At 62.3% G+C, this 12,087-nt stretch carries 10 protein-coding genes; 7 read left to right on the top strand and 3 right to left on the bottom strand.

Features of this window, described 5'->3' with window-relative positions; genetic code table 11:
* Positions 1 to 176: 176 nt before the first annotated feature.
* The 3 genes from paaX to GBK02_RS02645 form a co-directional block, all read right to left on the bottom strand.
* On the bottom strand, positions 177 to 1,172 hold the full coding sequence (gene paaX, locus GBK02_RS02655; RefSeq protein WP_203468238.1) for a phenylacetic acid degradation operon negative regulatory protein PaaX: 996 nt from the start codon (positions 1,170 to 1,172) through the stop codon (positions 177 to 179).
* Positions 1,173 to 1,213: 41 nt separating this feature from the next.
* Entirely contained in the window at positions 1,214 to 2,263 is a 1,050-nt protein-coding gene (locus tag GBK02_RS02650; RefSeq protein WP_203468237.1) for a 2Fe-2S iron-sulfur cluster-binding protein, read from the bottom strand.
* 145 nt (positions 2,264 to 2,408) lie between these two features.
* A complete protein-coding gene (locus tag GBK02_RS02645) occupies positions 2,409 to 3,434 on the bottom strand; it encodes a hypothetical protein (protein ID WP_203468236.1) in 1,026 nt (341 codons plus the stop codon).
* A gap of 372 nt (positions 3,435 to 3,806) precedes the next feature.
* On the opposite strand from GBK02_RS02645, the gene paaN reads away from it, so the two are divergent.
* The 7 genes from paaN to GBK02_RS02610 all read left to right on the top strand — a co-directional run bounded on the left by paaN (position 3,807) and on the right by GBK02_RS02610 (position 12,056).
* Positions 3,807 to 5,486, top strand: coding sequence for a phenylacetic acid degradation protein PaaN (gene paaN, locus GBK02_RS02640; RefSeq protein ID WP_203468235.1), 1,680 nt, complete (start codon positions 3,807 to 3,809; stop codon positions 5,484 to 5,486).
* Positions 5,487 to 6,281, top strand: coding sequence for a 2-(1,2-epoxy-1,2-dihydrophenyl)acetyl-CoA isomerase PaaG (gene paaG, locus GBK02_RS02635; protein WP_203468234.1), 795 nt, complete (start codon positions 5,487 to 5,489; stop codon positions 6,279 to 6,281).
* Between the two features lie 4 nt (positions 6,282 to 6,285).
* Complete coding sequence (gene paaH, locus GBK02_RS02630; protein WP_256435913.1) at positions 6,286 to 7,815, top strand: 3-hydroxyacyl-CoA dehydrogenase PaaH; 1,530 nt, start codon at positions 6,286 to 6,288, stop codon at positions 7,813 to 7,815.
* Positions 7,808 to 8,275, top strand: coding sequence for a hydroxyphenylacetyl-CoA thioesterase PaaI (paaI, locus tag GBK02_RS02625; protein WP_203468232.1), 468 nt, complete (start codon positions 7,808 to 7,810; stop codon positions 8,273 to 8,275). Before paaH ends, paaI begins: the two co-directional genes overlap by 8 nt.
* Positions 8,276 to 8,298: 23 nt before the next feature.
* Entirely contained in the window at positions 8,299 to 9,624 is a 1,326-nt protein-coding gene (gene paaK / locus GBK02_RS02620) for a phenylacetate--CoA ligase PaaK (RefSeq protein ID WP_203468231.1), read from the top strand.
* A 10-nt stretch (positions 9,625 to 9,634) separates the two neighbouring features.
* Positions 9,635 to 10,840, top strand: coding sequence for a 3-oxoadipyl-CoA thiolase (gene pcaF, locus GBK02_RS02615; RefSeq protein WP_203468230.1), 1,206 nt, complete (start codon positions 9,635 to 9,637; stop codon positions 10,838 to 10,840).
* Positions 10,841 to 10,910: 70 nt separating this feature from the next.
* Complete coding sequence (locus tag GBK02_RS02610; protein WP_203468229.1) at positions 10,911 to 12,056, top strand: ABC transporter substrate-binding protein; 1,146 nt, start codon at positions 10,911 to 10,913, stop codon at positions 12,054 to 12,056.
* The last annotated feature ends 31 nt before the right edge of the window (positions 12,057 to 12,087 follow it).

The following is a 12,087-nucleotide window of genomic DNA, read 5'->3' as shown; positions in this document are numbered from 1 at the left end:
CACGAGTGGGCGCTCATCTTATGAAGCCATTGTTGCGGTTCAATGACAGAAAAACGGCAGCTTCGCTGGCTTCATGTCGCTTGGATCAAGGGCCGTATTTTTGCCGGATGCTGCGGTCGACCGCGAAAATCGGGGGAAATCGGGATGCGCCGAAACTGGCCGGCGCGGCCTTCGGCTTACAGCACCATCGAGTTGAGCGGGTCGTCGAGCGGGAAACGTTCGGCATAGGCCGGATCGCTGGCCGGTGCACTGCCATCCGCCAGCGTCAGGAACTTGTCGAGGTGCCGCTCGGAAGCCAGCGCCAGGCGACGATAGAGTTCCTTGCACAACAGCCGCGCCTTCTGGCCCGGCCAGTCGGCCGTCAGCAGCACGTCGGGCAGTTCCGGGTCGCGCAGCAGCAGGCGACGATAGTCGTGAATCAGCAAGGTGCGCAGCAGAAAGGCATCTTCCGGATCGACCTCGACCTGCCGGTCGCGGCGCAGTTCGGCCAGGATAGGCAGGTAGGTACTGACAAACCCGGCATAAGCCGTACCGAGTTCATCAAGATTCCAGGCCCGGCGCACCAGATCGGCGTCATTGGCCGACAGGCCGGAACGCGAATCCGCAGCAAGCAGCGGCATCAGCCGGTCGAGCAAATCGGACAGGCCTTCGGCCACCAGGGCGTCGAAAGCCGCCGTCAGATCGGCTGAGGGATGCACGAAGCAGTCGGCCCCGAGCACGCCGAAGCCTTGCCAGAACAGCGCTCGACGCAGGCGTTCGCGCTCTTTCGGGTCAAAATCGCCGACTGCCAGAATCAGGCGCCAGCGGCGATCCCAGAGCGGTGCGTGGGCCGCGTAGATGTGCCGCGAAGCCTCTTCGAAACGTCGCCGTCCGGAGTTGGTCAGGACATAGTCGGCACGCCGACCGACCGTTTCGGTGCGCAGCCACTCTTCCTTGGCCAGCCGAAAAACGGAGGTGCGAATCAAGCGTTCGTTGAGTTCGAGCGGTTCGAGCAGGCGGATCAGGCTGCCGAGCCAGATACGGCCGCCGCGTGGCAGGACGGCGTCGCCGAAGACGGAAATGATGAGCGAGCCGGCCTGCACCCGGCGTTGCTGCCGAAAGTCTTCGAGACGACTGTGGATCGGTTGAATCACGGAAATGACCTGAACGGGCGGGGCGGATAACTTGCGCATGTTAACGGCTCCGCACCCGCCTGAACAGGATAATCAGGTAATCACAGCGGCAGCAGGTGGTCGGCATCCGCCACGACGGGTTGCTGCTGGGCGAAGAAACCTTCGGTGTGGATCAGTTCTTCGCGGGCACCGAGCGCCTTGACGGTCGCGACGCAGGTCTCGACAAATTCAGGGCTGCCGGCGGCAAAGATGGTGTGTTTGGAGAGATCGGGGAAGAGTTTCGGCAACACGGCATCGACCCGGCCATTGAGATAACCCTCGGTTTCTTCGCGGGTCAGCGTCACCTTGTAGTCGAAATTGCGGTGCTTGGTGCGCCACCAGGCCATCATCCCCTGGCTGTAAACGTCTTCCTTGGTGCGGGCCGAGAAAACCATCGTCACCGGCTTCTTGAAGCCACGGCGCAGCGCCGCTTCGGCCAGTGCCAGCACCGGAGCCAGGCCGGTTCCTGCCGCCAGGCAGAGCACCGGCGTATCGACCGACGGATCGCCGATGAAAGTCCCGTAGGCACCGGAAATCTTCACGTTTTCGCCGATGTTCAGGCTGTCGTGAATCCAGTTGCTGGTCACGCCGCCTTCGGCCCGGGCAACCTGCAGCACCAGTTCGCCGTCCGGACGCGGAGCATTCGAGATCGAATAGGCACGCGACGGCACTTCGGCGCGGGGATTGCCGACGGTCACGTACTGGCCCGGCCAGTAGCGGATCGGCTGGCCGACCGGACGCAAGCGCAGTTCAACGACACGGGCGGCAATCGGCCGCTTGTCGGTGACCACGAACAGCGCATCTTCGCGCGGCGGGAAGAGTTTCGGCTTGGCATCTTCGGTACCCCACTCGATCACCAGTTCTTCGGAAATCGGCTTGGCCATACACATCAGGCCGTAGCCTTGCTTGCGCTCATCCTGCGACAGCGCCATGTCGAGCACCATGCCCTGATCGAACTGGCCGGTCGTGACCTTGACCTTGCATTCGCCGCAAGCACCGGCGCGGCAGTTGTTGGGCAGCGCGTAGCCAGCCTTTTCAAGGGCCATCAGCACGGTGTCGCCATAAGCGCATTCGACCGACTTGCCCGAGGGTTGCATGATGATGCGAGCCATTTTTCTTCCCCTAGTTTTATTGGTTTCTCTGTTGCGGCAAGGCCGGCACCCTTTTCAGGGCACCGGCCGGAGCAAATACTGCGGTCTACCGCCCGTTCCAGGTGAAATTCATCACCGGAACGAGTGATTGACTGAACGGCGTCGATCAGAAGACCGGAATGATGTCGTCCAGATCCACATCGCTGACTTCCTGGCCGGTGATGCCGACTTCCGGGATGGCCGGGAATGGAATGTTGTAGCGATCCAGAACACCCTTCAGGTTGATCATCGCATTCTTCCAGTTTTCCTTCTTGGCCTCGTAGGTCGGGATACCGAAGCCGGCGCCACGCGCCACTTCTTCACCTTCACGCTGGTTGGCGATGAAGTCGGCCGGCAGGTCCCAGAATTCCATCGGCGGCTCGAACAGCACGGCCGACAGGAACAGGTAACCGGCGCGGATCTGCTTGGTGACGACGGCCTTGGTCTCTTCCTTGAGGCCCGGGTAATCACGCTCCATCACCGCCATGCAGATCGCCATGTGACGGCCTTCGTCGCGACCGATGTTCTTGAAACCTTCCTTGAAGACGGCTTCGCGGGAGTTGTCGAACATCTGCTTGAAGATGGTGGCGGCAGCGATTTCGCCCATCAGGAAAGAGCTGAACAGCACGGCCAGGTCGTACTTCGGCACGGCTTGCTTGTAGCCGTTCCAGTAACGCGCACCGTTGAAGTACAGCCACTGCACGTTCTTCTGCAGGCGGCGGCCGAGGTCGGTCTTCGGCACGTAGGTGATCGGGTCCGGATGGCCGAGCAGCTTGGTGATCGCCAGGCCGCACATGATTTCGTGGTTCTGCTCGTCACGGGTGACCGAGAAGAAGCACTTGCGAACCGGATCTTCCTCGTGCACTTCGTAGGTCTTGATCAGGGCTTCGGCAAACACCGGCGGGGCCGATGCGTCGAACACGGAAAGCAGGCTCCACCAGTAGGCGATGGATTCGCGCTCTTCCCAAGTGTAGCTATCGACGTCCAGCGTATCCCAAGGCAGCTTTTCCGGATCCCAGTCTTCACGACGGGCGGCTTCCCAGACTTCCTGCAACTTCTTGGTCTTGCTGTTCCAGGACAGCGGATAGATGTTCGGCTGCTCGATTGCCGGCGGGAATTCCATTTTGTCCGCGAATTTTTCTTTACTTGCCATATCTCCTCCTAATTCATGTCTTCAGGTTGGGGGCCGGGCCAATCACTGGCTGCCGTGGAAACATCATGTTACACAGCAAACCATCTTGTCAACGCTTTTTGTATCACGTTCAGGAAATTATTTATAGAACCAATCCAAAAAGCCGCAATTCAACACCTAAAAATCCTTTCAAAAACAAGAAACATTTGTTGTTTTAATTATTATTTTTAGAATGCAGTGGAACCAATTACGTTATTCAAAACTGGTTTACATTGCCCTCCAATGTGATACATTGCATCAACAACAGATCGATACATTGGTAACGCAACAGCCATTTCAGCCATCGATAAAGTGCTGTGCCTGACCAGAAAACGCTCATCCCAGGAGAAAAAGATGTCCCATCCCATGTTCGAGAAGCACCGCGCCACCATCGACAGCGCCCTGAATGCCATCGCCACGCGCGGCTACTGGGCAGCCTTCAACGAAATGCCAAGCCCGCGCGCTTACGGCGAAACCGCCCCGGAAGACGGCAAGAAGGCTTTCGAAGCCCATCTCGGCCAGCAATTCGAACTGGGCCAGCCCGGCCAGAGCGGCTGGACCGGCGGCGAAAAGTCGCCCTACGGCGTCGAACTGAATGTGCAATACCCGGTGTGCGATCACGCCGCGTTGATTGCTGCCGGCGAAAAGGCCATGGACGGCTGGCAGAAGGTCGGTGCCGAAGGCCGCACCGGCATCTGCGTCGAAATCCTCGACCGCCTGAACAAGCAAAGTTTCGAACTGGCCCATGCCGTGATGCTGACCACCGGCCAGGGCTGGATGATGGCCTTCCAGGCCGGCGCCCCGCATGCTCAGGATCGCGGCCTCGAAGCCGTCGCCTACGCCTGGCGCGAACAGTCTTTCGTCCCGGCTGAAACCATCTGGGAAAAGCCGCAGGGCAAGAATCCCTCGCTGATTCTGAAGAAGCATTTTGAAATCGTCGGCCGCGGCGTCGGCGTCGTGGTCGGCTGCGGCACCTTCCCGACCTGGAATACCTACCCCGGCGTTTTCGCTGCGCTGGCCACCGGCAACGCCGTCATCGTCAAGCCGCACAGCCAGGCCATCCTGCCGGCCGCCATCACCGTGCGCACGATCCGCGCCGTGCTCGCCGAAAACGGTATCGATCCGAATCTCGTCACGCTATGCGTCACCGACCAGCGCGAAACGACGCAAAAGCTGGTGACCGATCCGGCCGTCAAGTCGATCGACTTCACCGGCGGCAACGTTTTCGGCCAGTGGCTGATCGACCACTGCCGCCAGGCTCAGGTCTATGCCGAGCTGGCTGGCGTGAACAACATCGTCATCGACTCGACCGACGCCTACAAGCCGATGCTGCGCAACCTGGCCTTCACGCTGTCGCTCTATTCCGGCCAGATGTGCACCACCTCGCAGGCGCTGTTCGTGCCGGCCGGCGGCATCGAAACCGAAGATGGCCACAAGTCCTACGACGACGTCTGCGCCGATCTGGCCAAGGCTGTCTCCGGCTTCCTGTCCAAGCCGGAAGTGGCGCACGCCGTGCTCGGCGCCATGCAATCGGCCGACACCATCAAGCGCGTTGCCGAAGCCGACAGCGGTTCGCTCGGCAAGGTCATCCTCGCCTCGCAGAAGCTGGAAAACCCGGAATTCCCGAAGGCCGAAGTCCGCACCCCGGTGCTGCTCGCCTGCGATGCCGCCGACGAAAAGGCTTATATGGAAGAGCGTTTCGGCCCGATCAGCTTCATTGTCAAGGTGGCCGACACGGCAGCCGCCATCGCCCTGTCCGAACGCATCGTCAGCACCCACGGCGCCCTGACCGCCGGCGTCTATTCGACCAAGGCGGAAGTCATCGACGCGATGACCGCCGCCACGATGCGTTCCAAGGTCGCCCTGTCGATCAACCTGACCGGCGGCGTCTTCGTCAATCAGTCGGCCGCTTTCTCCGACTACCATGGGACCGGCGGCAACCCGGCAGCCAATGCGTCCTACGCCGATTCGGCCTTCGTCGCCAATCGTTTCCGGGTCGTCCAGCGCCGCTATCACGTTGCCCAGGAGAACTAAATGAATTTCGAGAACATCAAGTTTGAAGTCCAGGACGGCATCGCCCGCCTGACCCTGAACCGTCCGGACAAGCTCAACAGCTTCACCGACGACATGCATGCCGAACTGCGCGTCGCGCTCGACCAGGTTCAGGCCGACACCTCGATCCGCGTGCTGGTGCTGACCGGCGCCGGTCGCGGCTTCTCGGCCGGGCAGGATCTCGGCGACCGTGCGATGCAGATCCAGGCCGGCAAGATGCCGGACATCGGCAACACCGTCGAACGCAATTACAAGCCGCTCGTGCTGCGCCTGCAGAACCTGCGCGTGCCGACCATTGCCGCGGTCAACGGCATCGCCGCCGGCGCCGGCGCTTCGGTGGCGCTGGCCTGCGATCTGGTGATCGCCACCAAGTCTGCCTCTTTCCTGCAGGCCTTCAGCAAGATCGGCCTGATTCCGGATACCGGCGGCACCTGGTTCCTGCCGCAGCGCGTTGGCATGGCCCGCGCCATGGGCCTCGCCCTGCTGGCTGAAAAGATGCCGGCTGAAAAGGCTGCCGAATGGGGCCTGATCTGGGAATGTGTCGAGGATGCCGAGTTTGCCGCACGCATCGATTCGCTGGCCAAACAACTGTCGACCGCGCCAACCAAGGCCCTGGTCCGCACCCGTCAGGCGATGCACGCCGCACCCGGCCACACGCTCGAACAACAGCTGTCCTTCGAAGGCGGCATGATGCGCGAACTCGGCTGGTCGCCGGACTACGCCGAGGGCGTCAAGGCCTTCACCGAAAAGCGTGCGCCGAATTTCACCGGAGAGTGAAAGCGTGAGCCACACACCCCTGCCCCAGCAGACCATCATTGCCGTTGTCGGCACCGGCGCGATGGGCGCCGGCATTGCCCAGGTGGCGGCCGCGGCCGGCCACCCGGTCAAGCTGCTCGACAACCGGCCGGATGCCGCCGCCCGTGCGGTTGAAGGCATTCGCGCCCAATTCGCCAAAATGGCCGAAAAAGGCAAGTTGACCGCGGAAGCCGCAGCCGCCGCCAGCGCCCGACTGAGTGCCGTGCATGAACTGGCCGACCTGGCCGATGCCGGCCTGATCGTCGAAGCGATTGTCGAAAGCCTTGAAGCCAAGCAGACGCTGTACCGCGATCTCGAAGCCATCGTCGGCCCTGACTGCATTTTCGGGACCAACACCTCGTCGATTTCGGTCACCGCCATCGGCGCGGCACTGAAACACCCGGAACGTCTGGCCGGCCTGCATTTCTTCAACCCGGCACCGCTGATGGCGCTGGTTGAGATCGTTTCCGGCCTGGCCACCGACAAGGCCGTCGCCGACACCTTGTTCGCCAGCGCCGCCGCCTGGGGAAAGACGCCGGTGCATGCCAAATCGACGCCCGGTTTCATCGTCAATCGCGTCGCCCGTCCCTACTACGCCGAGGCTCTGCGCCTGGCCCAGGAAGGCGCGGCCGATTACGCAACGATCGACGCCTGCTGCCGTGAGGCCGGCGGTTTCCGCATGGGACCGTTCGAGCTGATGGACATGATCGGCCACGACGTCAATTTCGCAGTGACCAACTCGGTCTGGCGCGCCTTCTACAACGACCAGCGTTTCCTGCCTTCACTGATCCAGCAGGAACTGGTCGACGCCGGCTTCTTCGGCAAGAAGACCGGCCGCGGTTTCTACGACTACCGCGACGGCGCCAGCCACCCGGCGGCACAAACCGAGGCAGCCCAGGTGCCAGCCGGGATGATCGTCATTTGTGGCGAATCGATCGCCGCCGAAGCGCTGGCCGATCGCCTGACCCACTCCGGCCTGTCGTTCAGCCGCGCCCCCGACAGTGACGGCCGGATCGCCGAAATCGGCCGCGCCGTGATCTACGTCACCGACGGCCGCAGCGCCACCCAGCGCGCCGCCGAATCCGGCGTAGACAACACCGTGCTGATCGATCTGGCGCTCGACTACGACAAGGCCACCCGACTGGCGATGGCCGCTGCCGAACAATGCGAGCCATCGGCAATCGCCGCCGCCACCGGGCTGCTGCAAGCTGCCGGTTTCGCCATCAGCCGCTTTCTCGACATTCCCGGCCTGGCTGTCATGCGCACCGTCGCCATGCTGGCCAACGAAGCGGCTGACGCGGTCAACCAGGGCGTTTGCTCGGAAACCGCCGCCGATGCCGCGATGCGACTCGGAGTCAATTATCCGCAAGGGCCGCTCGCCTGGGCCGATCAGGTCGGCGTTGAAACGATCCGCGACGTGCTGGCCTACCTCGGCACCAGCTACGGCGAGGACCGCTATCGCATTTCGCCGCTGATCCAGCGCGCCGTTTTTGCCGGAAGGAAGATTCATGGCTGATCCACACGACAACGCTGCCCAGGTGCTGGCCGAACAAGTCACGCAGGCCATGTGGTCGCGCGACCGCGCCAGCCAGGGCATGGGCATGGAAATCCGCGAAGTGCGACCGGGTTACGCCCGGATTGCGATGAAAGTCCGCGGCGACATGGTCAACGGGCACCACATCTGTCACGGCGGCTTCATCTTCACGCTGGCCGACAGCACCTTCGCCTTCGCTTGCAACAGCTACAACCGCAACACCGTCGCCTCGGCCTGCCACATCGACTTTCTCGCCCCCGGCAAGGAAGGCGAAACGCTGGAAGCCGAAGCCGTCGAACGTTCGCTGGCCGGCCGGACCGGTGTGTACGACATCACCGTGCGCGGTGAAAACGGCCAGACCATCGCCCTGTTCCGGGGCAAGAGCTACCGCATCGCCGGCGAAGTCATCGCCGGATTACAACAGGCCGACCAGGCCGCCTGACCAAAACAACGGAGAGAGACATCATGACTGCAAAAAAACCGCTGCCCGGCGAGCTTGAGCCGATTGAAACCGCCAGCCGCGAAGAAATCTCGGCGCTCCAGCTCGAACGCCTGAAATGGTCGGTGCGCCACACCTACGACAACGTCGAGGCTTATCGCAAGAAGTGCCTGGACAAGGGCGTGCATCCGGATGAACTGCAAACGTTGGCCGATATCGCCAAGTTCCCGTTCATGACCAAGACCGACCTGCGCGACAACTATCCCTTCGGCCTGTTCGCCGTACCGCGCGAAAAAGTCGCCCGTCTGCACGCCTCGAGCGGCACGACCGGCAAATCGGTCGTCGTCGGCTACACCAAGAACGACCTCGACAACTGGGCCAACCTGGTGGCGCGCTCTATCCGTGCGGCCGGTGGCCGGGCTGGCGACATGCTGCACAACGCCTACGGCTACGGCATGTTCACCGGCGGCCTGGGCGCCCACGCCGGCGCCGAGCGCCTCGGCTGTACCGTCGTCCCGATGTCGGGCGGCCAGACCGAGAAACAGGTTCAGCAGATCGTCGATTTCCAGCCAGACATCATCATGGTCACGCCGTCCTACTCGCTGGTCATCGCCGAGGAATTCGAGCGTCAGGGCATCAAGCCGGAAGACATTTCGCTCAAGGTCGGCATATTCGGCGCCGAGCCGTGGGGTGAAGGCATGCGCGCCGAAATCGAGCGCAAACTGGGCATCGACGCGATCGATATTTACGGCCTGACCGAAGTCATGGGCCCCGGCGTGGCCTGCGAATGTATTGAAACCAAGGATGGTCCGGTGATCTGGGAAGACCATTTCTATCCCGAAATCATCAACCCGGAAACCGGCGAGCCGGTGGCCGATGGCGAAGAAGGCGAACTCGTCTTCACCTCGCTGACCAAGGAAGCCTTCCCGGTCATCCGCTACCGCACCCGCGACCTGACCCGCCTGCTGCCGCCGACCGCCCGCTCCTTCCGCCGGATCGGCAAGATCACCGGCCGTTCGGACGACATGCTGATCATCCGCGGCGTCAATGTCTTCCCGACCCAGATCGAGGAACAGATCCTGCGCGACCAGCGCCTGTCCGGCAATTACCAGGTTGTGGTGACCCGCGACGGCCACCTCGACAATGTCGAAGTGCGCTGCGAAACCCAGCACGAACTGGCCGGCAAGCTGAGTACGGCCGACATCCAGACCATGACCAAGGAACTGCAGCACCGGATCAAGACCATCATCGGCATCTCGACCAAGGTCACGGTCATGGAATTCGACTCCATTCCACGCACCCAGGTCGGCAAGGCCCGCCGCGTGCTCGACGAACGCCCGAAGCAGAACTGAGGACATGACGATGAACGAAGCCTTTATCTGCGACGCCATCCGCACCCCGATCGGCCGCTACGGCGGCGCCCTCTCCGGCGTGCGCGCCGACGACCTCGGCGCCATCCCGCTCAAGGCGCTGATGGAACGCAATCCGCAAGTCGACTGGACAGCCGTCGAGGACATCATCTACGGCTGCGCCAACCAGGCCGGCGAAGACAACCGCAACGTCGCCCGCATGTCCGGCCTGCTCGCCGGCCTGCCGGTCGAGGTGCCGGGTACCACGGTCAACCGCCTGTGCGGCTCAGGCATGGATGCCATCGGCCTGGCGGCCCGTTCGATCAAGTCGGGTGAAACCGAGTTGATGATCGCCGGCGGCGTCGAAAGCATGTCGCGCGCCCCCTTCGTCATGGGCAAGGCCGAATCGGCTTTTTCACGCAACGCGGCGATCTACGATACGACCATCGGCTGGCGCTTCGCCAATCCGTTGATGAAGAAGCTGTACGACACGCATTCGATGCCACAGACGGCCGACAACGTCGCCGCCGACTTTGCCATCAACCGCGCCGACCAGGATGCCTTCGCCGTCCGTTCGCAGCAGCGCTGGGCCGCCGCCCAGGCAGCCGGACGCTTCGCCGACGAAATCGTCCCGGTCAGCATCCCGAAGAAAAAGGGCGACCCGGTGATTGTCGCGGTCGACGAACATCCACGGCCCGAAACAACGCTGGAAATGCTGGCCAAGCTGAAGGGCGTCAATGGTCCTGAGCTGTCGGTTACGGCCGGCAACGCTTCCGGCGTCAATGACGGTGCCTGCGCCCTGCTGCTCGCTTCCGGCGCTGCCGCCAGCCAGTACGGTCTGACGCCGCTGGTTCGCGTCGTCGGCATGGCGACGGCCGGCCTGCTGCCGCGCATCATGGGTTTCGGCCCGGCGCCGGCGGTGCGCAAGGTGCTCGCCAAGACCGGCCTGCGCCTCGACCAGATGGATGTCATCGAACTCAACGAAGCTTTCGCCGCCCAGGGGCTGGCCGTTCTGCGCGACCTCGGCCTGGCCGACGATGCGGCGCATGTCAATCCGAACGGCGGGGCAATTGCCCTCGGCCACCCGCTCGGCATGAGCGGCGCCCGGCTGGTCACCACCGCCGCCTATGAACTTAAACGCCGTGGCGGCCGCTACGCCCTGTGCACCATGTGTATCGGTGTCGGGCAAGGCATCGCGATGGTGATCGAGCGCGTCTGATCTTTGCTGTGTTTTCTTTTAGTAGAATGTATTCCATAATTCGTAACGATTAAAACAGAGGAGACAAACCATGAAACAAACCATCAAGAAGCTGGTTGCCGGTGCTGCGCTGGTCCTCGGTGCCTTTGGCGCCATCGCCGCCGAACCGATCAAGATCGGCTCGGTACTCTCGGTCACCGGCCCGGCCGCCTTCCTCGGCGATCCGGAACTGAAAACGATCCAGATGTACGTCGAAGACATCAACAAGAAGGGCGGCGTGCTCGGTCGTCCGCTCCAGCTGGTACATTACGACGACGGCAGCGATGCCAACAAGGCCAACGGCTTTGCCAAGCGCCTGATCGACGACGACAAGGTCGACATCCTGGTCGGCGGCACAACCACCGGCGCCACCATGTCGATGGCCCCACTGGTTGAAAAAGCCGGTATTCCTTTCATTTCGCTGGCCGGTGCCGTGGTCATTGTCGAGCCGGTCAAGAAATGGATTTTCAAAACCCCGCACACCGACCGCATGGCGGCTGAAAAGGTCTTCGAGGACATGAAGAAGCGCGGCCTGACCAAGGTTGCCCTGCTCTCCGAAACCAGCGGCTTCGGTAATTCCGGCAAGAAGGAAACCGAAGGCGTTGCCGCCAAATACGGCGTCACCCTGGTGGCCAACGAGACCTACGGTCCGAAAGACACCGACATGAGCCCGCAGCTGACCAAGATCAAGAACACCGCCGGCGTCCAGGCCGTGTTTGTCTTCGGTCTCGGCCAGGGTCCGGCCATCGTCACCAAGAACTACAAGCAACTGGGCATCAGCCTGCCGCTCTATCACGCTCACGGCGTCGCTTCCGAAGAGTTCATCAAGCTCGCCGGACCGGCGGCCGAAGGGGTTCGTTTGCCGGCAGCGGCACTGCTCGTTGCCGACAAGCTCGATGCCAAGGACCCGCAAAAGCCGGTGGTCACGGCCTACACCAAGGCTTACAACGACAAGTGGAAGAACGACGTTTCCTCCTTCGGCGGTCACGCCTATGACGGTCTGATGATTGCGGTCGACGCCATCAAACGGGCCAAATCGACCGACAAGGCCGCCGTACGCGATGCCATCGAAGCGACCAAGGGCTATGTCGGAACCGGCGGCGTGGTTAATATGTCTGCGACCGACCACATGGGCCTCGATCTCTCGGCTTTCCGCCTGCTTGAGATCAAGAACGGCGACTGGTCGCTCGTTCAATAACAAGATTCATTCGACTTGGGCCGCCCGGGGC

Source organism: Dechloromonas sp. TW-R-39-2 (genome assembly GCF_016864195.1).
In the GTDB taxonomy this organism is placed as follows: Bacteria; Pseudomonadota; Gammaproteobacteria; order Burkholderiales; family Rhodocyclaceae; genus Azonexus.
This window is presented reverse-complemented; position numbering and strand designations above follow the sequence as displayed.

Excerpts from the sequence above, each read along its gene's own strand:
- paaK (WP_203468231.1), top strand. The coding sequence starts at position 8,299 with ATGACTGCAAAAAAACCGCTGCCCGGCGAGCTTGAGCCGATTGAAACC.
- pcaF (WP_203468230.1), top strand. The coding sequence starts at position 9,635 with ATGAACGAAGCCTTTATCTGCGACGCCATCCGCACCCCGATCGGCCGC.
- paaX (WP_203468238.1), bottom strand. The coding sequence starts at position 1,172 with ATGCGCAAGTTATCCGCCCCGCCCGTTCAGGTCATTTCCGTGATTCAA.
- paaN (WP_203468235.1), top strand. The coding sequence starts at position 3,807 with ATGTCCCATCCCATGTTCGAGAAGCACCGCGCCACCATCGACAGCGCC.
- paaI (WP_203468232.1), top strand. The coding sequence starts at position 7,808 with ATGGCTGATCCACACGACAACGCTGCCCAGGTGCTGGCCGAACAAGTC.
- GBK02_RS02650 (WP_203468237.1), bottom strand. The coding sequence starts at position 2,263 with ATGGCTCGCATCATCATGCAACCCTCGGGCAAGTCGGTCGAATGCGCT.
- GBK02_RS02610 (WP_203468229.1), top strand. The coding sequence starts at position 10,911 with ATGAAACAAACCATCAAGAAGCTGGTTGCCGGTGCTGCGCTGGTCCTC.
- GBK02_RS02645 (WP_203468236.1), bottom strand. The coding sequence starts at position 3,434 with ATGGCAAGTAAAGAAAAATTCGCGGACAAAATGGAATTCCCGCCGGCA.
- paaG (WP_203468234.1), top strand. The coding sequence starts at position 5,487 with ATGAATTTCGAGAACATCAAGTTTGAAGTCCAGGACGGCATCGCCCGC.